This window comes from Pseudoalteromonas sp. DY56-GL79 (assembly GCF_041414765.1).
GTDB classification, from domain to species: domain Bacteria; phylum Pseudomonadota; class Gammaproteobacteria; order Enterobacterales; family Alteromonadaceae; genus Pseudoalteromonas; species Pseudoalteromonas piscicida.
On the sequence record NZ_JANHZS010000015.1, the window covers coordinates 38,910 to 64,929 of the forward strand.

At 42.6% G+C, this 26,020-nt stretch carries 26 protein-coding genes; 19 read left to right on the forward strand and 7 right to left on the reverse strand.

The features are described from left to right. The first annotated feature begins 21 nt into the window (after window positions 1–21). From phoU to NO992_RS12215, 7 genes are all read left to right on the forward strand, one after another. The gene (gene phoU / locus NO992_RS12185) at window positions 22–723 is read left to right on the forward strand and encodes a phosphate signaling complex protein PhoU (protein WP_010607158.1); all 702 of its coding nucleotides are present in this window, start codon (window positions 22–24) and stop codon (window positions 721–723) included. A 142-nt stretch (window positions 724–865) separates the two neighbouring features. Further along, complete coding sequence (locus NO992_RS12190) at window positions 866–1,543, forward strand: TIGR00153 family protein (RefSeq protein WP_138580352.1); 678 nt, start codon at window positions 866–868, stop codon at window positions 1,541–1,543. A gap of 36 nt (window positions 1,544–1,579) precedes the next feature. After that, entirely contained in the window at window positions 1,580–2,848 is a 1,269-nt protein-coding gene (locus tag NO992_RS12195; protein WP_010607160.1) for an inorganic phosphate transporter, read from the forward strand. A 108-nt stretch (window positions 2,849–2,956) separates the two neighbouring features. Next, the gene (locus NO992_RS12200; RefSeq protein ID WP_010374185.1) at window positions 2,957–3,868 is read left to right on the forward strand and encodes a hydrogen peroxide-inducible genes activator; all 912 of its coding nucleotides are present in this window, start codon (window positions 2,957–2,959) and stop codon (window positions 3,866–3,868) included. 118 nt (window positions 3,869–3,986) lie between these two features. After that, complete coding sequence (locus tag NO992_RS12205; protein WP_010374182.1) at window positions 3,987–4,526, forward strand: RNA polymerase sigma factor; 540 nt, start codon at window positions 3,987–3,989, stop codon at window positions 4,524–4,526. Beyond that, window positions 4,519–5,091, forward strand: a complete 573-nt coding sequence (locus tag NO992_RS12210) for a hypothetical protein (RefSeq protein ID WP_010374179.1) — start codon at window positions 4,519–4,521, stop codon at window positions 5,089–5,091. Before NO992_RS12205 ends, NO992_RS12210 begins: the two co-directional genes overlap by 8 nt. Continuing rightward, a complete protein-coding gene (locus NO992_RS12215; RefSeq protein WP_371377492.1) occupies window positions 5,088–5,978 on the forward strand; it encodes a hypothetical protein in 891 nt (296 codons plus the stop codon). The genes NO992_RS12210 and NO992_RS12215 overlap by 4 nt, the downstream gene beginning before the upstream one ends. A gap of 90 nt (window positions 5,979–6,068) precedes the next feature. Here the strand turns inward: NO992_RS12215 and NO992_RS12220 are convergent, their stop codons facing one another. Together NO992_RS12220 and NO992_RS12225 are read right to left on the reverse strand one after the other, a co-directional pair. Next, a complete protein-coding gene (locus tag NO992_RS12220) occupies window positions 6,069–6,266 on the reverse strand; it encodes a hypothetical protein (RefSeq protein WP_371377495.1) in 198 nt (65 codons plus the stop codon). 158 nt (window positions 6,267–6,424) lie between these two features. Beyond that, window positions 6,425–8,932: an EAL domain-containing protein gene (locus tag NO992_RS12225; RefSeq protein ID WP_010374172.1), complete on the reverse strand. Its 2,508-nt coding sequence runs from the start codon at window positions 8,930–8,932 to the stop codon at window positions 6,425–6,427. Window positions 8,933–9,252: 320 nt separating this feature from the next. On the opposite strand from NO992_RS12225, the gene queA reads away from it, so the two are divergent. The 8 genes from queA to NO992_RS12265 all read left to right on the forward strand — a co-directional run bounded on the left by queA (window position 9,253) and on the right by NO992_RS12265 (window position 18,273). Further along, window positions 9,253–10,290, forward strand: a complete 1,038-nt coding sequence (queA, locus tag NO992_RS12230) for a tRNA preQ1(34) S-adenosylmethionine ribosyltransferase-isomerase QueA (protein ID WP_010607167.1) — start codon at window positions 9,253–9,255, stop codon at window positions 10,288–10,290. 214 nt (window positions 10,291–10,504) lie between these two features. Then, window positions 10,505–11,644, forward strand: a complete 1,140-nt coding sequence (gene tgt / locus NO992_RS12235) for a tRNA guanosine(34) transglycosylase Tgt (protein WP_010374167.1) — start codon at window positions 10,505–10,507, stop codon at window positions 11,642–11,644. A gap of 20 nt (window positions 11,645–11,664) precedes the next feature. Further along, window positions 11,665–12,003, forward strand: coding sequence for a preprotein translocase subunit YajC (yajC, locus tag NO992_RS12240; protein WP_010374166.1), 339 nt, complete (start codon window positions 11,665–11,667; stop codon window positions 12,001–12,003). A 24-nt stretch (window positions 12,004–12,027) separates the two neighbouring features. Continuing rightward, window positions 12,028–13,887 carry a protein translocase subunit SecD gene (secD, locus tag NO992_RS12245; protein ID WP_010374164.1) on the forward strand — a complete coding sequence of 620 codons (1,860 nt, stop codon included), beginning with the start codon at window positions 12,028–12,030 and terminating at the stop codon, window positions 13,885–13,887. A 9-nt stretch (window positions 13,888–13,896) separates the two neighbouring features. Next, on the forward strand, window positions 13,897–14,841 hold the full coding sequence (secF, locus tag NO992_RS12250) for a protein translocase subunit SecF (RefSeq protein ID WP_010374162.1): 945 nt from the start codon (window positions 13,897–13,899) through the stop codon (window positions 14,839–14,841). Window positions 14,842–14,973: 132 nt separating this feature from the next. Further along, the gene (locus tag NO992_RS12255; RefSeq protein ID WP_010374160.1) at window positions 14,974–15,501 is read left to right on the forward strand and encodes a hypothetical protein; all 528 of its coding nucleotides are present in this window, start codon (window positions 14,974–14,976) and stop codon (window positions 15,499–15,501) included. A gap of 112 nt (window positions 15,502–15,613) precedes the next feature. Next, window positions 15,614–17,395, forward strand: a complete 1,782-nt coding sequence (locus NO992_RS12260; protein WP_371377502.1) for a bifunctional diguanylate cyclase/phosphodiesterase — start codon at window positions 15,614–15,616, stop codon at window positions 17,393–17,395. Window positions 17,396–17,481: 86 nt separating this feature from the next. Continuing rightward, on the forward strand, window positions 17,482–18,273 hold the full coding sequence (locus tag NO992_RS12265; RefSeq protein ID WP_010374156.1) for an ABC transporter substrate-binding protein: 792 nt from the start codon (window positions 17,482–17,484) through the stop codon (window positions 18,271–18,273). A gap of 5 nt (window positions 18,274–18,278) precedes the next feature. On the opposite strand, the gene NO992_RS12270 is transcribed toward NO992_RS12265, so the two are convergent. From NO992_RS12270 to NO992_RS12290, 5 genes are all read right to left on the reverse strand, one after another. After that, window positions 18,279–18,899: a hypothetical protein gene (locus NO992_RS12270; RefSeq protein ID WP_236596530.1), complete on the reverse strand. Its 621-nt coding sequence runs from the start codon at window positions 18,897–18,899 to the stop codon at window positions 18,279–18,281. 9 nt (window positions 18,900–18,908) lie between these two features. Continuing rightward, a complete protein-coding gene (locus tag NO992_RS12275; RefSeq protein WP_019647436.1) occupies window positions 18,909–19,034 on the reverse strand; it encodes a hypothetical protein in 126 nt (41 codons plus the stop codon). Window positions 19,035–19,280: 246 nt separating this feature from the next. Further along, the gene (locus NO992_RS12280) at window positions 19,281–20,939 is read right to left on the reverse strand and encodes a methyl-accepting chemotaxis protein (protein ID WP_371377505.1); all 1,659 of its coding nucleotides are present in this window, start codon (window positions 20,937–20,939) and stop codon (window positions 19,281–19,283) included. A 99-nt stretch (window positions 20,940–21,038) separates the two neighbouring features. Then, on the reverse strand, window positions 21,039–21,749 hold the full coding sequence (gene rsuA, locus NO992_RS12285) for a 16S rRNA pseudouridine(516) synthase RsuA (RefSeq protein ID WP_026345592.1): 711 nt from the start codon (window positions 21,747–21,749) through the stop codon (window positions 21,039–21,041). A gap of 23 nt (window positions 21,750–21,772) precedes the next feature. After that, window positions 21,773–22,102: a 5-carboxymethyl-2-hydroxymuconate Delta-isomerase gene (locus NO992_RS12290; RefSeq protein WP_010374147.1), complete on the reverse strand. Its 330-nt coding sequence runs from the start codon at window positions 22,100–22,102 to the stop codon at window positions 21,773–21,775. A gap of 81 nt (window positions 22,103–22,183) precedes the next feature. Between NO992_RS12290 and NO992_RS12295 the strand changes: the two genes are divergently transcribed. The 4 genes from NO992_RS12295 to NO992_RS12310 are packed head-to-tail and all read left to right on the forward strand — an operon-like array spanning window position 22,184 to window position 25,720. Next, window positions 22,184–22,975, forward strand: coding sequence for a hypothetical protein (locus NO992_RS12295; protein WP_371377509.1), 792 nt, complete (start codon window positions 22,184–22,186; stop codon window positions 22,973–22,975). Next, window positions 22,959–23,582 carry a LysE family transporter gene (locus tag NO992_RS12300; RefSeq protein WP_010374142.1) on the forward strand — a complete coding sequence of 208 codons (624 nt, stop codon included), beginning with the start codon at window positions 22,959–22,961 and terminating at the stop codon, window positions 23,580–23,582. The genes NO992_RS12295 and NO992_RS12300 overlap by 17 nt, the downstream gene beginning before the upstream one ends. Then, complete coding sequence (locus tag NO992_RS12305; protein WP_010374140.1) at window positions 23,582–24,112, forward strand: gamma-glutamylcyclotransferase family protein; 531 nt, start codon at window positions 23,582–23,584, stop codon at window positions 24,110–24,112. Before NO992_RS12300 ends, NO992_RS12305 begins: the two co-directional genes overlap by 1 nt. A gap of 45 nt (window positions 24,113–24,157) precedes the next feature. Continuing rightward, window positions 24,158–25,720, forward strand: a complete 1,563-nt coding sequence (locus tag NO992_RS12310) for a serine hydrolase (RefSeq protein WP_253106031.1) — start codon at window positions 24,158–24,160, stop codon at window positions 25,718–25,720. The last annotated feature ends 300 nt before the right edge of the window (window positions 25,721–26,020 follow it).

A 26,020-nucleotide genomic window follows, 5' to 3' on the forward strand; every position in this document is an offset into this window, starting at 1 on the left:
CGAGCTTGCGAGGAGAATATAATGGAACACAATATTAATAAGCACATTTCTGGCCGCTTTAATGAAGAGCTAGAAAACGTGAGAAATCACGTACTCAGTATGGGTGGACTGGTAGAGCAGCAATTAAACACTGCGCTTGATGCGGTTAATCACAATGATGCTGAAAAAGCGAAAAAGGTCAGTCAGAACGACTACAAAGTCAATGCGATGGAAGTGAATATTGACGAAGAATGTACACGTATCATCGCCAAAAGACAGCCTGCAGCCAGTGACTTGCGTTTGGTTGTTGCCATCGCTAAAACGATTGCAGATCTTGAACGTATCGGAGACGAAGCGGAGCGTATTGCCAAAGTTGCCTTGGATTCGTTTACCAAAGATCAGCAAGATCTATTGGTGAATATTGACAATATGGGTCGACAAGTATCACAAATGCTGCATGATGTGCTCGATGCGTTTGCCCGGATGGACGCGCAAAAGGCCTTTGAAGTGCACAAAGCGGATGCCAAAGTGGACCGTGAATACGAAGCTGTAACGCGTCAAATTATGACCTATATGATGGAAGACCCGCGTTCTATTCCAAAAATTATGGATTTAATTTGGTCTGTGCGCTCCTTAGAGCGTATTGGCGATCGTTGTCAAAATATTGCGGAATATGTGATTTATTTCGTAAATGGCAAAGATATTCGTCATACATCTCAAGAAGATATCGCAAAAACCTTGTGATGCTTATCAATTAGTTGCGCGCTTTCGGCGCGCAATTTCATAGCAAGTTCATCTAAACTTGCAATAAAACCGTTCACAACAGCGCTCAATGCTGTAAAATTACACTTTGCACATGCATACAAATATGATTTAAGGGTCAGTTATGCCTAGTAACGCGTTTTTAGGAGTATTTGCTAAATCTCCTATTAAGCCAATTGAAGAGCATATAAAAATAGTCCATCAAGCCAGTGCGGCTTTGATCCCATTTTTTAACCATGTCTTCAAAGGGGAGTGGACAGAAGCGGATGCAATTCGCATTGAAATCCGCAACCTAGAGCGTGAAGCAGATGAACTAAAGCGTGAAGTGCGCTTACATTTGCCTCGTGGTTTATTCATGCCAGTAGAACGGACTGACTTACTGGAACTTATCACCCACCAAGATAAGATAGCCAACAAAGCGAAAGATATCGCAGGTCGCGTTATCGGTCGTGAAATGGTCATCCCTGAATCCATTCAAAAAGATTTTCTTGCTTACGTCACTCGTTGTGTGGACGCAACTAAACAAGCATCAGAAGCGATTAATGAGTTTGATGAACTGCTTGAGACAGGCTTTAGAGGCCGTGAAGTCACTTTAGTTGAAAAAATGCTAGTTGAGCTTGATGCCATCGAGCAAGATACCGACGATATGCAAATTAAAATTCGTCGAGAGTTACGCGCTGTTGAAGGCGAGCTTAACCCTATTGATGCGATGTTCTTATACAAGATCATCGAATGGGTCGGTGGGCTTGCAGATATCGCAGAGCGCGTTGGTTCACGTCTTGAGCTGATGTTAGCTCGTTAATAAAAATCGATCTTTTAAAATAAAGTAAGGTTTCTTATGGATATCATTGCATCCTACGGCACAGTATTGGTTTTAATTGCCGCAGCAGTTGGTTTCTTTATGGCTTATGGTATTGGCGCAAACGATGTTGCGAATGCTATGGGTACTTCGGTAGGTTCAAAAGCACTTACCATCAAACAAGCAATTATCATTGCTATGATCTTCGAATTCGCTGGTGCTTATCTTGCTGGTGGTGAGGTAACATCAACGATCCGAAAAGGGATTATAGATTCAACCCCTTTCATTGATATTCCTGAACTGATGATATTAGGAATGATCTCCGCGCTTTTTGCTGCAGGCGCATGGTTATTAATGGCTTCAATGCTAGGTTGGCCGGTATCTACGACGCACTCAATCATAGGTGCAATCATTGGTTTTGCGCTAGTAGCTGTGGGCAGCGAAGCAATCCAATGGGGCAAAGTTGCTGGCATTGTTGGGAGCTGGATTGTCACCCCTGCCATCTCTGGTTTTATTGCTTATCTCATCTTTATGAGCGCCCAAAAGCTCATATTTGATACCAATAAGCCACTAGAAAATGCCAAACGCTTTGTGCCTATTTACATGGGTCTAGCGGGCTTTGTTATGTCTTTGGTTACGATCAAAAAAGGTCTTAAGCATATTGGTATCAAGCTTGGCACATTCGAAGGTTTTGCGCTTGCTATCGGTATCGCTATTATCATTGCTATTATCGGTAAGATTGCGATTTCTAAGCTGAAAATGGATCCTAATGCAGACAAGCAAATGCAGTTCAACAATGTTGAAAAAGTATTCGCTATCCTTATGGTACTAACAGCATGTTGTATGGCATTCGCGCATGGTTCGAATGACGTTGCTAACGCAATTGGTCCATTAGCTGCAGTGGTAAACATTGTTGAAAACGACGGTGAAATTGCTAAGAAAGCGGCACTCGCTTGGTGGATCTTACCGCTAGGTGGTTTAGGTATTGTTGCGGGTCTTGCGATTCTTGGTAAGAAAGTTATCAAGACCATCGGTGAAGGCATCACGCATCTTACTCCTAGCCGTGGCTTCGCAGCAGAGCTTGCAGCTGCTTCAACAGTCGTAATCGCATCAGGCACAGGCCTACCAATCTCTACAACTCAAACCTTAGTTGGTGCGGTATTGGGTGTGGGTATGGCACGTGGTATTGCGGCATTAAACATGGGTGTTATTCGTAACATCGTAGTTTCTTGGGTAATTACATTGCCAGTTGGTGCTGCCCTTGCTATTGTTATATTCTATATTTTGAGATTAGTGTTCGGCGTATAAAAATAAACCGCACTTTTCAAAAAGACAGACTTTTAGCTTGAAAAGATCTCAACACCTTTGGTGTTGGGGTCTTTTTATTTGTGCTGTTGAAAATTAAGAGTAAAGCTTGTGACTAATTTACCTAGTATCAAACAACTACAATACCTTCTTGCGGTGCATCAGCACCAACATTTTGGTCGTGCAGCGGAAGCATGCTTTATTGGTCAATCGACGCTAAGTAGCGCGATACAAAACCTTGAAGAGACATTAGGATGTCAGCTAATTGAACGCGAAAATCGCAGCCTAATGTTTACCGATATTGGTGAGGAAGTGGTTGAACGAGCGCGGAAAATTATCGACGACACCATGAGCGTTAAAGAACTAACTAAAAGCTATAAAAACCCATTATCTGGCAAGTTGACGTTAGGGATCATTCCCACCATTGCGAGTTTTATTGCTGCGCCACTTTATCAGGCGTGCAAAAAGGAGTTTGCAGCGCTTAATTTGGTACTGGTTGAAGATACCAGTGATAACTTATTGGATAAGTTAGAGCATGGTCATATTGATATGGCCATGTTGGCGCTGCCATATAGAACCGATAAGTTCCATACTCAAGTGCTTGCAAAAGATCACTTTAGCTTGGTTCGCCACGCTGAGTACAGCGTACCGGAGCCGATAGAGGACTTTAACCTGTTACCTGAGCAAAGTGTATTTTTACTCGAAAAAGAGCACTGTATGACGGGACATGCTCTTAGCGCTTGCCACTTAAACCGTAGCGCGTGCATTAATCCATTTGAGGCGGCAAACCTACATACTTTATTAAGTATGGTGGAATATAAAAATGGCGTAACGTTTTTACCTCAAATGGCGATCAATGCGGGGATTTTGGAAGGTAAACCTTTAGTGGCTATGCCACCACAAGATCATGCATATCGTGAGATTGGCTTGATTTGGCGTCGTACCACGGGGCGGATCAGAGATTTTAGACTGTTTAGCGACTTTGTTGGTGGCTACATCAGTGGCCAATGTCAGTCGCAGTAGTGATGACGAAAGAAGCACCTTAACGGTGCTTTTTTTTCAAAAAATTTTCCCGTCTGAACAACTTTTTTTGCGCCCGCTACGATTAACAGTTAGTGAGTATATTGGATGAGTGAACTGCGTGTTTTTTAATAGCGAAAAACAATTAATAAAAAGAGCACTGCAAGGTAATCAAGGGGCATGGTCAAAGCTTTGCGCCCAGCATCATAGCCGTGTGTATAACCAATGTTTGAGGCTGGTTGGTAATCCGCAAGACGCGCTAGATATTGCTCAAGATGTATTTTTAAGTATGTATCGAAATCTGCATACCTTTAATGGCGATGCCAAGTTCTCGACTTGGGTATTTAAAATCACCCATGCAAGGATTGTGGATCACATGCGAAAACATAAGTTTGAATCGATTGAAGGTAAAGAACCTGAGATGCCGCAACACGGACCAGACAGCAAAATAGCGCAACAACAAAGTAATGAAGAGATATATATCGCGCTGAAACAACTACCATTTGAGCAGCGCATTGTCGTGGAGCTAAAGTTTTTCCAGCATTACACCTTTGATGAAATTGCGCTGCAGCTTGAGTTATCAAGTAATACGGTAAAGGCTAGGCTATACAGTGCGTTAGGTAAGATGAAAGGGCAACTAGAGGTGCAAAATCATGGCTAAATTAGCACACTTATTTGAGCAGTGGTTAGATGGTAAAGTGCTTTCTGAGGCAGAGTTGGCTGAACTTCAGGCAGATAGTGAATATCGAGAAATGATGAGTGCTGCCACTACTTGGCAACAACGTGCTGCTAGCTTTGAAGAGCAAGCGCCTCCCTCACAACTCACTTTGCAGCATCAAACTCGCGCTTGGCCAGTGGCTGCCGTTGCAGCTTGGCTGGTTGTCGGGCTTGGTGTATCAGGGCTTTGGCTACAGAATTTAGGCTTGCATCAACAGTTGAGTGTTCAACAAACACAACTGGCACAGCAGCAAAGCGCTATGCAGGCCATGCTCGCAAAACTTGATGAGACTAAGCCAATAGATCAAGCTACGCTTGCCAAGTTAGCAACACAAGTGGTTGAACAAAATCGTAAAGAGCGCAGTTTGGCAATGAATAATCTCGTTGATCTGATCCAAGCACAAAGAGCGCAAGATCAAGCCCTACTTAGGCTGCAATTGAATGAATTGGCAGAGCAAGTAGAGCAAACACCGACACAAAATTTAGCACAGTATCGAGGTAAACCATGAAGTTAATTCCACTTTGTTTTGGCGCTGTCGCAGCCATTGCTACAAGCTTTGCTCAGGCCCAAGTTGTTGATGAAGCGCTAAAGCGTGAGGTTGCTATTTTTGAGCGGGTACTAATGAGTGCATTACAGCATGACACACAAGACCAAGTTCGTAGTGTTTCTGGCTATTATTTAAAAGATCAGGGAGTTGTGTTTGAACTGGCATTAAAACGTCGGCACCGTTTAGAGTGGATCTCTCATATCGACAATCTCGATGATGTGGCTGCAATAGGGGAGTTTGAACTGCCGGAATTTGATATGGACATTGCGGAGGTCGAGATTTCACAGCCAATAGCTGAAGCTTTTTCTCAAGCTTATTCGGATGCTGCTGAGAAGGTGAGAGCAGGAGCCGAGAAGGTCCGCGAAGCCGTAGAGCAAGAAAGAGAGAATAGAATTCAATTGAGGGAGCTTGAACGCCAAAAAGCGGAGCTGGAGTTTGCGAAAAGGCACGAAAGTAATGATCAAGTAAAAGAATTTACGGAGTCATTGAGAGAAGTTGAAAAGCGCATAGAAAAGCTTTCACTTAAGGATTCGGAATTAAAAGACCTGAAAGATAAGCTGAAAGCGAGCCTTGAGGCTTCTCGAGTCAAACGAGCGAAAGAGAAAGCAGAAAAGCAGCAGGCGCTTGAAAAAATGCTAGTAACCAGCTTAGCCCGAAGTTTATGTGACTATGGTGCAGGTTTAAGAAGTTTACCTAGAAATGAGCATGTAAGTTTTATTTACAGTGAGCTTAGTAATCCAAACAATAAACAGGTATTTGTTTATCCAAAATCCTTGGTGCAGCAATGTGTTAAAGGTGAGAAAACGGCTAAGGAGCTAGCCGAGACAGTAACTAGCTATCGTTTTTAGTTAACCTAAGCTTGGGACAAAACAGCATGATTACGTGCTGTTTTATTTATAAAGGAACTTACGCTAGTAAAGGAACTACACTTGCTTGTATTAAGCCTGCTCTATATTTTTTGCAGTAGTTAAATTTGGTAAAAAGAGTAAGTAAACCCAAACCACTATATTAAAGTAGGGTAGCAAACCAAGCCCTGTGAACAATTTTACCGGATATCCTTTAGTGTTGGCATAGCGGTAACATTGATACGCGATGAGCAAGTTTGTAAGTAATAAAAACAGTGATAATGACAGCATAATTTACCCCTTGAAGTCCATAGCAAGATGTAACTCAATCCTTTGAATGTCTATAAAATTAAGGTGTTACCTTAAAATTTGGTGACATTTTAAACTGGTTTCTTTAATTATAGTGGACTTTGCAAGAAGTAAAAGTAACCTTTAGTATAAAAATGTTACTACGCTGTTTTTAGAGATAAAATAGTTTTTGCACTGCTCGCTAGTTGCTCAATAGGGAGCGGTCTGGAGATAAAGTAACCCTGTCCATAGTCCACACCTATTTCTTTAAGCTGTTGAAATATTTCTTTGTTTTCAACATATTCGGCAACTGAACACTTATCTAATGAGTGACTAATATCGTTTACAGCTTTTACCAGTGCTAGATCAATTGGGTCGTTGAGCATGTCTCGAACAAAGGAACCATCTATCTTAACATGCTGTGCGGGTAGCTGTTTTAGGTAGCTAAAAGTGCTGAAGCCTGTCCCGAAATCATCAATAGCGAAATGACAGCCAAGATCGTTCAGGTTTTTGATCATCGTCTGGGTTGCGTTAAGATTGTTAATACTGGCAGATTCAGTGATCTCAAAAATAACGCGATTAGCTGAAACTTGATGCTCTTTTAAGCAGGCTTGAATGTGTGGCTGCAGTCGTTCATCTAAAAATGAATGAGCGGATAAGTTAATCGCCACTTGGCTCAGGATCTCGTGTTCCGCCAGTGCTTTAATGGCTGTTCTGATCACGCATTGATCCATCAAAAATGTATCATTAAGTAGCTCTAATGCAGGAATAAACTGATTTGGGTAAATAGTCTCACCGTTGATCTTTAATCTAAGCAGTGCTTCGTAATAGGCTATTTGTTGTTTTTTGAAATCCCAGATCGGTTGATAGTGGAGTTCTATGCTGTCGTTCTGAAGCGCTTGCCTAACACTATGGCCCCATTCTAAACCGGTTTGCAGTGTCTGGTTTTGTTCATCTTCTTTGTTATAACAATGAACCAAGTTGCGGCCGAGATTTTTGGCAATATAAAGGGCTATGTCTGCTTGTTTTAAGCACTCGCTGGGATCCGCATTTTCATTGGTAATTTGCGTTAATCCGATAGAACAACTGAGAGAGTATGCATTGTCTTCAAAGTGAAATTTATGTTCTTCGATAGCCATGCAGATGCTTTCAGCGCACATATGAGCGTCGAGTAAATTGGTGTGCTTAAGCAGTACAGCAAATTCGTCTCCACCAATACGGAAAGTGAGGTGCTCTTCACCTATTTTGTCGCCAAACAACTCAGATACTTCTTTGAGTACGATATCTCCTTGCTGATGACCTTTACTGTCATTGATGATCTTAAAGTGATCTAAGTCGATGTAAATTAGCGCGTGTTCTATCTCTTCTGCAGACTTTACTTCATTGCACAGCTGATTTAATTGCTGGTCAAAATAGTAGCGGTTGTGTAAGCCGGTAAGCGTATCATGCAGTGCTAAGTGTCTGAGTTGTAGTTCAGCTTGCTTGCGCTCGTGAATGTTATCGAGTGTTGCAGTTATTGCGACTGAACTTGAGGTGTTCTTGATAAGTTGCAGGCGACACTCGACCCACACAAGATGTCCAGCTTTATGGCAGAGCTGCAGCTCGACTTGCGCATGTTGCCTTACCCCACTTTGAATTTCTCGAATGACTTTGTTGAAAGTTGCCAGTTCATCTTTGGCAATGTAGTTGCTGAGTTGGGTATTGAGGCTCGACTTAATTCCAAAGCCAGATAGGTATTCCCATGCTGGATTTATAAAGCGGATCGCGCCTTCCAAATCCAATTCGACGACCACAGTTCTGAGGTGCAGTAAGATCCGTTGGTGTGCAGAAAATAAATCTTTATAGCGACTTTCACTGCGACTGAGTTGCTCAACTTTATTCGCAAACTCAGCATAGCTCACCATAAAATCTTCTCGCCGCGCCGCATGGTCGCATACCTTGCTTAAAAACGGCATATCGTATGGCGCTCGAACAAAGTCGGTAACACCTAACAATAATAGTTGTTCGGCATGGTCGGCATCGCGTTTGTCAATAATGGTTACAATGGCTTGGCTTGGACGATGTTTGAGAATACTTTCGACTAAGTTTTCTGCGGAACCTGACAAGTTAGACGTAGTGTCCATTAAAACAATGGCGTAGTGATCTTGTAGAAATAGTGATAAAGCGCTGGCCGCCGAGCTTACATGTGTGCAAACGAAATTGTGCGATAAGTGCTCACATATCTTTTGCGCACGTTGTTGGTTGGGCTCTAACAACAGCAAGTTGAGGCGGCTGCTTTTATCTAAATGCGTTGACAACACATTGGCCAGAATTTGCGGCAACATGTCTTGACGCTCAAATGGCAGCACGGCATCAATACTGTAGCTACGGGCGGTGGTTTCGGCTATTCGTTCACAATAAGTCGGTGGAATAAGCACAATGGGTGTGTTTTTGGGCGTTGCCAGCAGACCTGAGCGGATCATGCGAGAGAATCGCCAACCGTCAATTTTGCCAACATCCAAGCCGGTGATCACTAAATCTACAGCTTGGGTCTTCAGTAAGCTTAGGGCATCTTGAGAGTCGGACTTGGCAATGATAGTAAAGACATCTAATGCACTAAGAGTTTTAGTCAAGGTTTGACGCTCGTGAGCACTGGCGTTAACAATGAGCAACGTTAGTTGTCTAGACACAATAAAAAAACCTCACCAGATACTGCGACACAATCATTGGGCTTATCTTAAAGTTAGCAAATCGTACTTAACCGCTGATTGATAATAATCAAACAGTGACGCGAACTTTGCTCGGAAATCATAGCCGATAGCGATAAGTTATTGTTTAAACGTAAAGAATAAAGAACGCACTAAACAAAGGTGCACACCGTACAAAATTTTACATGGTGATTACCGTTTTAGACTCGCTAGGTTAAAGGTATTTACGCAAGGTTACAAGCACTTGATTTCGCCAAAACACCGCACTAGACTTGGCGCACTTTTAGAAATGAGGCCTTTCCATGCGCGTAGCAGACTTTAGTTTTGATCTTCCTGATGAGTTGATTGCCAGACACCCAATGAAGGAACGCTCTAGCAGTCGTCTTCTTACCTTAAATGGCAATAGTGGTGAAATAGAACACAAAGTATTTAGAGATATTTTGGCACTTATTAATCCAGAAGACTTAATCATCTTTAATAACACTAAAGTTATTCCTGCTCGTATGTTTGGTCAAAAAGCCAGTGGTGGAAAACTCGAAGTACTGGTTGAGCGCGTTGTAGATGAGCGTACTGTGCTTGCTCACGTAAGAGCGAGCAAGTCGCCAAAACCTGGTACTAAGATTGAGCTTGAAGGCCAAGCAACCGCAGAAATGGTTCAGCGCCATGGTGAATTATTTGAGTTGAGATTTGAGGGCGAAGAAAATGTATTGGCTATTTTAGATAAAATTGGCCATATGCCTTTGCCTCCTTATATCGACAGGCCGGATGATGAAGAAGATAAAGAGCGTTATCAGACTGTGTATGGTGAGAAACCTGGCGCAGTCGCCGCACCTACCGCTGGACTGCACTTTGATGATGAATTGATGGCCAAGCTAAAAGACAAAGGTGTTGAGATGGCCTTTGTTACTTTGCACGTGGGCGCAGGTACGTTCCAGCCAGTTAGAGTCGATTCGGTGGAAGAGCATGTTATGCACTCAGAATATATCGAGGTCTCAGCAGAAGTCGTGGAGGCAATCAAAGCGGCAAAAGCCAGAGGAGGACGCGTCATCGCGGTGGGTACTACGTCGGTGCGCTCACTTGAGTCTGCGGCTAAAGCAAACGGCGGTGAAATTGCTCCACTTTACGGCGATACCGATATTTTTATTTACCCGGGCTACCGTTTTAACGTGGTAGATGCAATGGTGACTAACTTTCACTTACCAGAATCAACGTTAATCATGTTAGTGAGTGCGTTTGCAGGGCAACAGCATATTATGAAGGCCTACCAAACCGCCATTGAACAGAAATACCGCTTCTTTAGTTACGGTGATGCGATGTTCTTACAAAAGCAAGATAAGTAACTTACGCCATACAACTATTAAAATGCCCAGTGTTGCTGGGCATTTTGCGTTTTATGGCTGTAAAGTTGCAAGCTCGATATGGACTTTGTGTTTTTTATCCCAATATTAGAATTGCGCTAGTAATCTTGGTAGAATCGAAAGATCACTGCCCTAAGCATTGGCTTAGCACGTTTTTTAGTCAAAGTTGGACTGTTTTTCCGACAAAGAGGTAACAATGAAATTTGAATTAGATAGCAAACAGGGTAAGGCTCGCCGAGGTCGCTTGATTTTTGACCGTGGTGTGGTAGAAACGCCTGCATTTATGCCTGTTGGTACTTACGGCACAGTAAAAGGCATGACCCCTGATGAGCTCAAAGAAACGGGCGCACATATCTGTTTAGGAAATACCTTCCACTTGATGCTAAGACCTGGCACTGAGATCATTAAGCAGCACGGCGATCTGCATGATTTTATGAACTGGGATAAACCGATTTTGACCGATTCAGGCGGTTTCCAAGTATTTAGTCTAGGTGCGATGCGTAAAATTTCGGAAGAAGGTGTGTTGTTCAAGTCACCAGTTAATGGTGAGAAGATCATGTTGTCTCCAGAAAAAGCGATGGAAGTACAGCGCGATTTAGGGTCAGATATCGTCATGATTTTTGACGAATGTACGCCGTATCCAGCGACAGAAAAAGAAGCAAAAGACTCGATGGAGCTAAGCTTACGTTGGGCTAAGCGCTCTAAAGATGCACATGCAGACAATCCTTCTGCACTATTCGGTATTATTCAGGGTGGTATGTACCCAGAGCTTCGTGCCGAGTCACAAAAGGGTTTAGAAGAAATCGGCTTTGACGGTTATGCACTTGGTGGTTTATCAGTTGGTGAGCCAAAAGAAGACATGATCAATATTCTTGACCAATGTGCCTATAAAATGCCAGAAAACAAGCCACGCTACTTAATGGGCGTTGGTAAACCAGAAGATCTGGTTGAAGCGGTGCGTCGTGGTATTGACATGTTTGACTGTGTGATGCCAACACGTAACGCTCGTAATGGTCACTTGTTTGTGACAGGTGGCGTGGTGAAAATCCGCAATGCAGCACACAAAACAGATACTAGTCCACTAGATGCGGAGTGTGATTGCCACACTTGTAAGAATTACTCTCGAGCGTACTTACATCACCTAGATAAGTGTAATGAAATTCTAGGCGCTCGACTCAATACCATCCATAACTTACGTTATTATCAACGCTTGATGGAAGGAATGAGAAACGCCTTATCTGAAGGTACATTTGATGAATTTGTCGAAGACTTTTATGCGCGCCGTGGCATTGCGGTGCCAGAGTTGGCTGACGTTGGTTTGACAGAAAATAATTAATTTATAAACGAGGAAGTGAAATGAGCTTTTTTATCTCAAACGCGCATGCTAGCACTGCTGCGGCTGCACCAGCTGGTGGTGGCATGGAAATGCTAATCATGTTAGGTATTTTTGGTTTGGTATTTTATTTTTTAATTTACCGTCCACAAGCCAAGCGTGTTAAAGAACACAAAGACCTAATGGGTGCATTAGGTAAGGGTGACGAAGTACTAACTCAAGGTGGACTTGTGGGTAAAATCACAAAGGTTGCTGATGATAAAGACTTTGTTGTAATCGCACTAAACGACCAAACTGAAGTGACAGTGCAAAAGTCAGCGGTTTCAGCTGTGTTACCTAAAGGTACAATGAAATCTCTATAAGAATAATAATAAAGGGATAGCCCAGTGTTAAACAAGTTTCCAATGTGGAAGTACTTACTTGTTCTCGCTGTGTTGGCTATCGGTATTCTTTATGCCACACCTAACTTGTATGGTCGCGATCCGGCCATACAAGTATCTGGCACAAAAGGTGCTGATGCGACGCTCAGTGTATTAGATCAAGTTAACGAAACCCTGCAAAAGAACAACCTTGCCGTAAAATCTTCTGTGTTAGAAGACGGTCAAATTCTTGTTCGCTTCAAAAATGTTGAAGATCAGCTTAAAGCACAAGATATTCTGCGTAATAGCTTAAGCGATGATTATATTTCAGCAATCAATATGTCTCCGGCACAACCTGAGTGGTTAAAAGACTTAGGTGCAAACCCAATGAAGCTCGGTCTAGATTTAAGTGGTGGTGTTCACTTCACAATGGAAGTGGATATGGTCACGGCGATGGACAATGCACTTGAGCAAATGGAGCAAGATTTCAAGAGCGATTTACGTGATGAGAAATTGCGTTATCGTGCGGTTCGTCGTGTTTCTAATAGTGAACGTGTACAAGTAACGATGCGCTCGGAAGAAGATAAAGACGCAGCAATGAGCTTCTTGAGAAAGCGTTACCCGGGTAACGACTTTATCAATGATAGTAGCGATAGCCTCGCTTTCTTCTCAAGCCTTAGCGACCTTAAATATAAAGAGTTGCGCGAATACGCTATCAAGCAAAATGAAACCATTATTCGTAACCGTATTAACCAACTGGGTGTTGCTGAACCAAATGTTCAACGTCAAGGTGGTGAGCGCATAATTGTTCAACTTCCAGGTGTTCAGGACACGGCTCGCGCGAAAGAGATCCTCGGTGCTACGGCGACACTTGAGTTCCGTGAAGTAGACGAAAATGCCGACGTGCGTGCAGCAGCACAAGGTCGCATTCCTCCTGGCACAGAAGTGATCCCACATAAAGATGGCTATCCTGTCGTGCTGAAAAAGCGCGTTATTCTTGAAGGTACGCATATCACAGGTGCGCAATCTGGTATGGATGAATATCAGCGCCCTCAGGTGAATATCAAGCTTGATAGCAAAGGTGGGGCAAAAATGAATGCCTTTACCAAACGTGCTATCGGCAAACGTATGGCGACGGTTTTCATCGAGTACAAACCGTCTGGCAAAAAAGATGAAAACGGCAAAGCGTTACCACCAATCAAAGTGGAAGAAGTGATTAACGTTGCAACGATTCAAGCGCGTTTAAATAGCTCTTTCCGTATTACTGGTATTGATAGCCCAGCAGAAGCACATAACTTAAGCTTGCTACTACGTGCAGGAGCACTGGTTGCACCAATTCAAATCGTTGAAGAACGTACTGTAGGTCCAAGCCTTGGTCAGGAAAATATCGAAGCTGGTATGACTGCGGTTGTCCTTGGTTTTGCGTTTGTTCTTGCCTTTATGTTGCTGTACTACAAAGGCTTCGGTCTGGTAGCAAACTTAGCACTTGCGGCTAACCTCATTATGATTGTGGGTGTGATGTCGATGATCCCAGGTGCGACGCTGACGTTGCCAGGTATAGCAGGCATTGTATTAACCGTCGGTATGGCCGTTGATGCCAACGTACTTATCTTTGAGCGTATTCGTGAAGAAATAGCGGAAGGCCGCAGTCCACAGCAAGCCGTTCACCATGGTTACGATAGTGCATTTAGTACGATTTTTGATGCCAACATCACCACTTTAATTGCTGCGGTGATCCTATTCTCTGTTGGTACAGGTCCAATTGCAGGCTTCGCGGTAACCTTAGCTATCGGTATCATTACCTCGATGTTTACAGCGATCGTTGGTACGCGTGCGGTTATTAATGCCATCATCGGTGGCAGACGTATCACTAAGCTATCAATCTAGGAGACGGACATGCAATTATTAAACTTAAAAGGCACTATCCGTTTTATGTCGGCAAGAAAGCTTTCAATGGCTTTCTCGGCATTGTTGATCTTGGCTTCAATCGGCTCGTTTATGGTGAAAGGACTAAACTTTGGTTTGGATTTTACCGGTGGTACGGCAGTTGAAGTTGGGTTTTCACAGCCTGCGGACTTAGCGAAGGTACGTAGTGTATTAGCTGAAAGCGGTTTTGCCGATGCCTCTGTGCAACTTTTTGGTTCAAGCCAAGAGGTATTAGTACGACTCGCCCCTCGTGGAGACGACGTGAAAGCTGAGGTACTAGGTAACCAGCTTATTGCAGCACTTAAACAAGCGGACGAAAGTGTGGTGATGCGCCGCATTGAATTCGTAGGTCCAAGTGTTGGTGAAGATCTCAAAGAGCAGGGTGGCTTAGCGATGCTAACCGCGCTTATCTGTATCTTGATTTACGTTGCTTTTCGTTTTGAATGGCGCTTTGCGGTAGGTGCTGTATTTGCACTCTTCCACGATGTTGTACTGACAATGGGTCTGTTCTCAATCTTAGGTCTGGAATTTGACTTAACGATTTTAGCGGCAATATTGGCGGTAATAGGTTATTCACTCAACGATACTATCGTTGTGTCTGACCGTATTCGTGAAAATTTCCGTAAAGTACGTATTGATGACACCTTAGAGATCATCAACATTTCACTGACACAAACGCTTAATCGTACATTAGTGACCTCAATCACGACAATCCTTGTATTGATCGCGCTATTTGTTTGGGGTGGTCAAACCATTCATGGTTTTGCGACGGCCTTACTGTTCGGTGTATTTATCGGTACCTATTCTTCTGTTTATGTAGCGAGTTCAGTTGCAGTAGCAATGGGCGTTAGCAAAGAAGATTTGATCCCGGTAGAAGTTGAAAAAGAAGGTGCAGACCTAGACGCTATGCCTTAATCACAGAAATTATTGTGATAATCGAAAGCGGCTTTTTGGCCGCTTTTTTGTTGCTTGTAAAACTTCATTTTATTGTTTCTAAAAAATGACAGTAGTATATAATGATAATCGTTATCAATAAAGGAGATACTTATGTACAAACTTGTGATGGCGGTTGGCGCATTAACATTAATGACCGCATGTTCTAAGCAACCTGAATTAGAACAACGCACAGAGTCCGCTCCCACGGAAGCAACCTCATCTTTGGCACAATATAAAGCACAAGCCGAGACCTTACTTGCGGATATTCGTATCGAGAAAGATGCTGCAGCACTTGAAGCACAATCCGCCGATCTTGTGACTCTTTCTAGAACTTTGCTTAATGAGTTTGTGGCCAAGTATCCTCAGTGTCAGACTTATCTAGATGCCTTGGATAAGGCCGCTGATATCATTCCTACTTTACCACTTGAAGAAATCGAAACGGGCTATCACGCAGATGGTAAATTACCCAAGTTTGATGACCCAGTTTGCTACCATGCAAAAGATTTATTAGTGCATCCAGCAACGGTTCAAGCGATTGCGATGAAAGGGTTTAGTGGCGCTGAAGACTATAAAAGTGCAGAGATGGAAATTGTGGAAGTGATTGCACACTTTGATCAGGTAGAGCGAGCGCTGAAGTAAGCGGTTGAAAATCATTCAATTGCAAATTGGGTACATTTCACCCGATTGACATATATCTGTCATACACTGTTGCTACCGTGCGCGATTATACTTTTACAGTGAGTTTAATGCTGTGGATCCTTCGCGCACGTTAGTACTTAATACAATAATAAAAGAAAAAGCTGTATTTACTCTGTTTCAGCCTATCTACGATCTTGCGAAACGGCAAATCTTAGGGTTTGAAGCATTAAGTCGTGGCATGTCTGGCTCATTGTTGGAATCTCCAGACAAGCTTTTTGCGATTGCGAGTAAGCAGGAGCGTTTGTCAGAACTCGAGATTATCTGTCGTGAAGCCGCTATTAAGCAGTTTGTCTCACTCAACCTTCCTGGTAAGTTATTTTTAAACGTTAGTCCAAAAGCGTTACTTGATCCGAGCCACCCAAAGGGCGAAACCAGACATCTTACAGAAGTGTATGGGCTCGATCCCAAGCGTGTCGTCATTGAAGTGACTGAGCAAGACAAAGTAGATGATGCGGATCTGCTACTAACTACAATTACCCATTATCGAGAACTTGGATTTCAAATTGCGATTGATGATTTGGGAGCGGGTTACTCTGGTCTCAAGAAGTGGTCGGAGTTATGCCCTGATTACGTCAAAGTCGACAGATATTTTATCGACCATTGTGACCAAAGTGTGGTGAAACGCGAGTTTTTAAAGTCCATTATCGAGCTTGCTAAAGCCACTAGCACTCAGGTTATAGCTGAGGGAATTGAGCGAATTGAAGAGCTGAAGCTTATTGAGCAGCTCGGTATAGTGATTGCGCAGGGCTTCTTACTTGCTAAGCCAACTCGAAAGCCTCCCACTGAACTTGCACTGTTTAAATCTTTGCACACAGAATCTAAAACGGCCTTCAATCAATTTGAGCAGTCGATGGCAATCGGTTGGCTTGCTAAAGAGGCTAATGCTATCCATGAATGTACGCAATGTATCGATGCTCATAGGTTGTTTGAACAAGATCGTAAGCTAACCAGCCTTGCAGTGGTTAACGATGCTAGAGAGCCTGTAGGGCTGCTACACAGAGATCAACTGACTGAGGTCTTTGCGGCACCATATGGTCATGCACTCTTCGATAAGAAATCAGTGATTAAGTTGATGGATAAACAGCCGTTAGTGGTGGATGAGAAGCAAGAGCTTGATACGGTGAGTAAGCAAATAACCGACCATGAATTTGATATTCGACGTCATATCATTATTACAAGAGATAGTCGTTATCTTGGCTTAGCGCCCTTGAGAGACATACTCAAGCATATTACAGAAGAAAAAATTCGTCATGCTCAACATGCCAATCCATTAACCATGTTGCCGGGCAATGTCGCGATAAATGAGGCAATAGAGCAAAGGTTACGTTCACATCATGACTTTTCTCTTGCATATATCGACCTTAATCATTTTAAGCAGTTTAATGATTTATATGGGTATGCCAGTGGCGATAGCGTGATTAAGCTACTTGCTGAGGTGACAGTTGATGTATGTGCACAGAGCTCAAGCTTTGTCGGGCATATCGGGGGCGACGACTTTATGGTGGTGTTCGATAATAATGATGCAGAAGTGTTGTGTCATGAAATCATCACTCAGTTTGAGCTTAAATCAAAAGCCTTTTTTACTCCCGAGCATGTTAGTGCTGGCGGTTACTGGGCAACAAATCGTGAAGGGCAAAAGCAATTTGTACCTTTACTCACTTTATCGATTGGTTTAGTGAGACCAGATTTACAACACTGTATAAATTCGCACCAAGTTGCAGCTTTAGCAACGGATGCTAAGAAAGAAGCAAAGCGCTATCGTAATAGCTATTTATTTGTATGTAACCGTCGCAAGCCTACGGTATCGACTGTACGATTGGAAAATGCAGGTTGACTATATTTTTAATTACGCAATAGTAATAGCAATCCGTAAAAATACTCTTGATTGTAGTATTGTTTCCCCTAAAAGAGGGTTGTGCGATGAAGTTAAAGTTGAGTGTAATTATCTCTGCTCTGGTGTTTCAAAGTGCTTGTATAGCGGCGCAAACCCCCGAGTTAATCTATGTCGCGAAAGAAGCGCGAACCTTGTACGATCGCGATCTTTATCTTTACGAATTACTAGAAAAGGCGCTAGCGGCTGCTAAGTACTCAGCTCAAATTGAACACATCAAAATCCACCCTCATCAACAGCGCACGTTAATGGCACTAAGCCGAGGTAAGGTTGATTTGCATTGGTCGATGACCAGCCCAGCCCGTGAGCGAATTGCTATTCCTATTAAGGTCCCCTTGTATGATGAACTTATTGGTAAACGTGTGCTGATTGTTCATAAAGATATTTATCCCGCCATAAAAGCAGTTCGGTCACTTAATGGATTAAAGCGTTTTACCGCAGTTCAGGGGCACGATTGGCCTGATACCAAAATTCTAAGCTACAACGGTCTTAAGGTCAGACCGATTTCTGATTATCAAACCATGTTTAATCTGATTGCGGATAAGAAAGCAGATTATTTTCCACGTTCAATAATCGAGGCAGAATCAGAACTCATTGCGCAAAATAATGCAAACTTGATGATAGTGCCTGATTTCCACCTTTCTTATTCAACCGCATTTTATTTCTTTGTGAATAAGGATAAACAGGCTTTAGCAACAGCCTTGAAAGAGGGACTTGCCAAACTTCAAGCGTCTGGCGAGTTACAATCTTTAAAGCAAAAGTATGGTCTTAACAAGCAACTTGAAAGTGAGAGTATCGAGCTAGTCAACCCTTACTTTTGAGTTGATTATCTCTTTTTCCTCAGGCTTGGAAGTGCATAATCATACGCTTCTTTGTAAGTAACTGCGGCTAAAATTAATAAAATTAGGCAGTTTGCACTGTATATCAGGTAACCGCTAACATCAAAGCTGTAGAAGAAAAATGTCAGGTTCACACCCTTTGCATTTCTAAAGTAATTTTCAACTAGTGCAGCAAAGCTCATACATACGCTAAATATTGCTAACCAAGGCATTATTGCATCAGCAAAGGTATAGCGGGTTTTGAATTTAGGAAATAACTTTTTCGTCAATTCTACACGATATGTAAGAGGGAATACGATCATTAAGTCGATTAAAAAGTGTGCTCCAAAAATGAGAGTATTTTGAAGTAACCTCTGATCTTTAGACGATTCTAAACTGATGAGGCCGGAGGAAAACACCGCTGTTTCTAGGGTAAACGGTACAATGGCAAGAAGAGATAAAGCGCATATATTGATGTCTTTTAATCGAGCTCCCAAAATAAAGACCGTTAAAACGATTAACAGGTAAATGAGATAGAAATGAAACCTAATATCGTACAGAACTAGGAGACCTACTGCCACAATGGCGTATGGAATGAGTAAGTCTCCTAATGAAAAGTTTTTCTTCATAGGTGAGTGCTAATCTTTTTTGCTAGCTTCATTTTTTGCTGTTGGTGTTTCGCTCTTTGCGGCTTTGGGATCGTTTGGCTCGTAAATATTACCACCAGAAACCTTTTTGCATTCTTTCAAATTTAGCTTTTGCATTATCATAGTCCTTATTGAACTCACTTGAATTCCAAGTGATCAAATAGTATTGGGTTTATCTTTTATTGTGATTATCACAACTTCAGGAGGGCCGTGCCAGACTACTCAACCGACACTCCCGACAGGTACAAACTTAACACCAAATAAACACAAGGTGAATGAAAAATTAAAGAAAATTTTCAAATAATAGTTTAGATATATTTACACTATTCTAATGGTATGAAAAGTAAAGATAAAATTAGTTTTTTACACCTTAAATTTAGCCATCTCAAGCTCCAGATTTCCGGATAATGATTTAATCGTATCTGTCGCTTTATGCGCTTTTTCTGAGACGCTAGCCGTTTGCGATGCGGTATCAGAAATAATAACAACACGTTTGGCTGTATCTTCACCTGCATCCAATTGCTCTTTGGCTGCTTGAGCTATTTGATGACTCATCTGTGATATAGATTTTAAAGAGTCGGCGACTTGCACAAGCGCTTGGGAAGCTTTAGATGACATACTCACCGTCTTTTCACTTGTTGCAATACTCAAACTTACCGAAGCCTTCGCATCTTGAGTCGCACTTTGCAGCTTAGTGATCATGGTACGGATCTCTTCTGTACTGGTTTGAGTGCGCTGAGCAAGCTGTCTGACCTCGTCCGCTACGACAGCAAAGCCTCGTCCTTGCTCTCCAGCTCGTGCTGCTTCTATCGCAGCATTGAGTGCCAGTAAGTTGGTTTGCTCGGCGATAGATTGGATAACGGTAAGTACATTGGCTATGTTAGATACTTCTTCATCTAGCACTTGAATGTTATTACCAGCGCTGTCAATTTGTTGCTCTAATAATGCAATTTCAGTCGCTGCCTGGGCGGTCAGTTTGTCGGCTGCATTACCTTGCTTTTCAGCCTCTTGAACTGAATCTGCAGCTTGCTCGGCATGTTCGACGACGGTTTGTGCTGATGCTGTGAGTTCGGTAATTGCTGAAGCCACCATCTGAGTTTCTGCATTTAAACTACGAGTTAGATTCTCAAGTTCTACTGAGCGTACCTCGCTGTCTGATGTTTGGTTTTGTAGCGCCTTGGTTGCTTCCTTAAGTCCTTCAACTACACCTCTTAGTCCGCCTTGCATATAGGCCATGGCTGCGAGAATACTATAATCTTGGCATTCATCAGTATTGATTGGTGTAGTCAGGTTTCCTCTTGAAACATGTTTTACGATTTCGAGTACATCATTGATTTCAGCACCAAGTTTGTTATTCAAAGACAGTCCAAACCGCGCAAGTGCGGTGGTTAATGCAACGGCAACCACTAAAGAAAGTGCAACTAACCAGATTGCGGTGTCCCAATAGCGCTCATTCACTTCTTTATAACTAATACCTGTGCCGACGTACCAGCCAAATCCTGGGGTTTTTTGAACCACTGAGGTCAGGTCGACAACTTCTCCATCTCGTAGTGAGGTCCAATTGTAGGTAATGATCTGATCAAATTGGTTACCGACTAAGCGCTTCACCATGCTGCCTATGCTTTTGCCGTCAGCATCTTCAAAGTCATTAAAGCTGGTGTTATGTAGTTGGGGGTCATGAGGTGTTGCTACGAAGTCCATTTTATCATTAACAACATACACATACTCAGAGTCATGGTATTTATTTTCTCTTAAAACCTGAATTGCCATCTCTTTTGCTTGTTGCTCAGTCAGTTTTCCTTGCTCTGCAAAGTGCTCAAACTGTTTAACAATATTAATGGTGCTTTTCATTAATTGGTTGATACGTGCAATATTATCGCTTTCACTGGCATGGCGCAGAGCTTGAAGACCTACAAAGGCAACGGCAAGTAATGAAACAAATATTGCGGCGGCAAAGGTAATTATTTTTGCTTTTAATGTGAAACTAGAAAACACAGGATCGCCCCCTAAAAATACTCTCATTACATGATTTAGCATGTTTAGGGGGAGTTTGTAAGTAGGTTAATGCCCTATGCGGGTTATTTTGAGATGATATTTACTCATACTACTTAAGGGTGAAGACTAATTTGCATTAATTATGCTTATTTCTTCATCAGTTAACGGGCGATATTCTCCCTCAGCAAGGGTTGGATCAAGTTCGATCCCTGCAATGTTTTCTCTATGAAGTTCAACTACTTGGTTGCCAACTGCGGCAAGCATGCGCTTTACTTGATGATATTTTCCTTCGCAAATAGATAAGCGTAGTGCAAATTTATCAATAAGCTCGGCTTTTGCTGGTAAGGTTGCTTGTCTTTCACCATGTAACTCAACGCCTTGCTCAAGCTGTGTTAGCGCTTCTTCAGTGAGTTCATCGCGACTTTCTAGTACATAAGTTTTAAACTTTTGTTTCTTTGGCGAGGTGATTTGATGAGACCAATCACCATCGTTCGTGAGCAGAACCAAGCCCGTCGTATCGATGTCCAGTCTACCTGCAACATGAAAATCTTTTAAGTTAGGTTCTTCGATTAAATCGAATACTGTAGGGTGTAATTCATCACTATTTGCACATACATAACCTTGTGGTTTGTTTAGCATATAGTAGCGTAAACCCAAATACTCTAGGCGTTTGCCATCGAAAGTAATATGGTCTGCTTGGGTGACTTGAATATCGCCTTTTTTGACGACATTGCCATTGACGGTAACTAGACCTTTTTTAATATTAATTTTGACCTTGCTGCGCGGCATCTCTGCAACGTGGCTCAAAAATTTCTCCAATCTACATGGAAATTTCATAGCTAAATAACTCGAATAATAAATTAGTTTTTGCGGTAAATATCGGATAATAAATCATAACAATGGACACTGAGAGCAAAATGCTCCCCGACCTTTGCGAGCAAAAGCTTTAGAGCACCTTCCGTGAGCATTTGTTTTTGCTCTAATGTTCTACCAGCCATCATATGGATTTGTAGGTGAATAAATCCTTGTTTGCCATCACCTAACTGAAAATGCTCAAAAGCAACAGCACGGGTTTTGACGGAAGTTGGATCAAACAAGCCACTTGCACAGGCAAATTGCTGCACCTGTGATACTAATGCCTCGGTGTCAATTGGCAAATTAGCTGAGTGTTCGAGAATAAAGTGTGGCATGTGAAACTCCATGTTTTTGCATTAGGCTCAGAGTTTATGCTATTTATCAGGGGTTATTCCAGAAAAGAGTGAATTATTAGCATGCTGTCCTTATTTAAAGTCTCACCTTTGCTTAGCGATGAAGAAACCCAATGGTTAATTGATACCTTTGTCTGGGCATTTGAGCATTTTGATGGCGAGTACTTTTTAAATGAAACGCAGATCATTACTCCGACTCTCAGTTGTTTTCCTGAGCCGGTATCCAGTATTGAAGAGATGGCGGCAGTGGTTTTCTCCCGAGTAAAGTCCTATGCGGGATTACAACGGTGGCCAATCACTTTGGTTGCGCCTGAACGCATGCTCGCGTCGACCAGCATGACTAAGTTAAACATTGCAGGGCGTTGGCGCGGTGAGCAAGCGGTTATCGCTGAACCGGCTGCGCCTATTTTGATTTCTTATAATCCCAATCAAATAAATCAGCCTCAAGATCTGATCGCCAGTTATGCAGGTGTTATGGCAAAAGTTTTAATTTTACAGCGTGGCGTGTTACCTCCAGGTGGGGAAGCGCAATTAGACGCGGCTTGTGATGTGCTGGCGAGCTTTTTTGGCTTTGGGGTCATGGTGTCTAATACCGTATATCACTTTAGGGGAGGATGTGGTTCTTGCTACAACCAATATGCCAACCGAAAAGCTGCACTGACGGAGCAGCAGAGTGTTTTTGTGCATGCCCTAGTATGCCATTTTAAAGGGGTGAAAGATGGTCATAAGCATCTTAAGTCACACCTTGTGAGTCAGTATAAAAAGGCGAAAAAGCAAATTAATACCTTAATGGATAACTCAGAGCGAGGTGATTTACTGGCCTTACAGGAGCATGCACATGCTCGTTTATCTTGATGAGTTTATCTTAATTGCGCTGGCACATTTTTTTGCTGTCGCAAGTCCCGGTCCTGATTTTGCGATAGTGCTTAAACAAAGTGTACAGCAGGGTAGAGCAAACGCCCTTTGGACAAGTTTTGGCGTTGGCCTTGGTATTTTAGTACATGTCAGTTATTGCTTATTGGGGGTTGCGTTACTGCTATCTCAATCTGAAACCTTGTTCACAGCAGTAAAATACTTAGCCGCGCTTTACCTCGCTTACCTTGGTGTTCAAGCGTTGCGGTATGCAAAACCCAATTCAGAGCAAGAAAATATCACTGAACACGCTGTTACTGAGTCTAATTGGACTGCGTTAAAGCGAGGCTTTTTAGTCAATGCCTTAAATCCCAAAGCAACGTTGTTTTTCTTATCGCTTTTTACCTTAGTGATTGAGCCAACCACACCAAGCAGTGTGCAGTTGTTTTACGGTGTTTATATGGCGTTGGCTACCTGGGCTTGGTTTTCGTTTTTATCTTTAGTTTTATCAAAAACAAGGGTAAGACAATTTTTTCGTCGTGCAGGACATTGGTTTGATCGCGGGATCGGTGTGATCATGTTATTGCTTGCAGTAAGATTGGTGGTCTAATGTGTGACAAAAACATTATTAACTTTAGCTTTGGTTCAAATATGTCGACTGCACGTTTGCTTGCTCGCTTACCACAAGCGAAGCTACTTGGAGTGGGGAAATTGCATGGCTATCGGCTGACTTTTGATATGTTGAGCACCGATGGTTCAGCCAAGTGCAGTATTACGCCGAGCACTGAAGTAAATAGCCATGTTTATGGCGTTTTGTATGCGTTGGATGAGCAAGAAAAGGCGCGATTGGACGACATTGAAGGGGAGCGCTACAGCTGTCATTGCTTGCCAGTTGAAAGACAAGATGGCGGTATCGTGGACGCCTGGTGCTATATTGCTAACACTTTTGTGGAACAACAATTACCTTTCGATTGGTACTTACATCATGTGTTCGCTGGGGCAAAGGAGCATCAGTTTCCAACCAGCTATTTACAGGCAATTTCGGCGCAACCACACGTTACAGATAATAATAGTGACAGACAACAACAAGAATTAGCCATCTACCACTGTGATGCTACAAAGTTAAACCTTAAGGCCTAACTCGTAACATCATGATTAGTTGTGGCAAAAATCCAAGGAAAAATAATGAAAATAAAACAATGGCTATTAACCTCCGGCCTAGTTGCAGCAAGTTTTCTTAGTGCGCAGGCAAGTGCGGCAGTAAACCAACAAGATGTTGAAACTGCGGTAAAAAGCGCAATGGCAAAATTTAATATTCCAGGTTTGGCAATCGGTATCGTAGAAGATGGCAAGGTTGTGATGACCAAGGGTTTTGGGGTGACGCACTTAAATAAGCCAGCCAAGGTCAATGCGGATACCTTGTTTGGTATTGCATCCAACACCAAAGCATTCACGGCAGCAGCGCTGGCGATGTTGATAGATCAAGGCAAACTGAATTGGGATGACAAAGTCACCAAACACATTCCAGAATTTAAGCTTTACGATAGTTATGTTACTCAAGAGATGACGATCCGAGATTTATTAAGTCATCGAAGTGGGTTGGGTCTTGGGGCGGGCGATCTTATGATCTGGCCTGATACTGATAAAACCATGCCAGAATTGCTAGCAGGTATTTCACATCTCAAACCTGATTCAAGTTTCCGTAGCCATTACGCTTATAACAATTTGATGTTTGTGGTTGCAGGAGAAGTCGTAAGCCGAGTCAGTGGTAAAGATTGGCGCGATTTTGTTGAGCAGGAAATGTTTACCAAGCTGGATATGGATGATTCAAAGGCTGGATTCTCTCGGATCCCAGCTAACAATAGTAATTGGGCGACTGGCCATATTCCGATGGATGGCAAACTTACACCGTTCTTTGTTAACTACCTAGAAGATTTCCGTGGTGCTGGCGCCATTGCGTCTAACGTGGATGACATGACCAAGTGGTTACAAACTCAGCTTGAAGGTGGTCGCTTACCTTCTGGCGAGCAGCTATTTAGCCAAGAGCAACAAGTGCAAATGTGGCATCCACACATTACACGTATTCCCGCAGCAAAAGCCGCAGAAGTATACCACCAGCAGTTTAGAGGGTACGGCCTTGGCTGGGCAGTGGAGGACTACTTTGGTTATAAAAAGGTAGGTCACGGCGGCGGGATTTTAGGTATGGTGTCGCAAGTTGCGATGATCCCAGAGAAAAAATTGGGTGTGGTGGTCTTATCAAACCAACAAAAATACCCCGCACTTTCAGCGATTATCAATGAAGTGTTTGAAGATGCACTTGGCCTAGAAGATAAAGACTGGGTGCAGATCATCGCCGATGACTACTTTAAGGCGCAACAAGAAAAATACGCTAAAGCTGGGATAATCGAAGTTGCAAAACCACAACCTGCTTTACCATTAAACCACTACACGGGGACACTAACTAGCGCTTGGTATGGCGATGTGGTAGTGGAAAAGCTCGGTAAGGAACTGCGCATTGATTTTACGCATACTAAGCGCTTAAAAGGGAAACTTGAGCACCTAACCGGTAACACCTTTGTGGTACGGTGGGATGAGCCATTACTTGAAGCAGATGCTTACATCAATTTTGTGATGGATAAATCTCAACGGGTTGAGTCTGCTGCGATGGAATTTGTTAATCCGGAAATAACCGACTTTAGTTTCGATTTCCATAACTTGGATTTAAAGGCGAAAGAAATCCAGCATTAGGATATACCAAAGTATCAAAGCCACAATTATGTGGCTTTGATATAGTGAAAGGATAGCTATTTAACCTGAGGTTTGGATAAGGAATGTTCCAACTCATTGTTGCTAAAGCACAACTTAGTTTTTTCCTTGTCTAGCCAGCAAGTTTTAGGGAAAACAAGGCGAATTTACGCACCAATAGCTGGCTATTGGAAGTGAATTCAACGCAGTTAGCGCTAAAACTGGCTGCTAGAAAGGCATTAATTATCCGCAGCTCAGGTTATTTAAATCAACCACGTCGCAAACTAACATAGGATGTATATT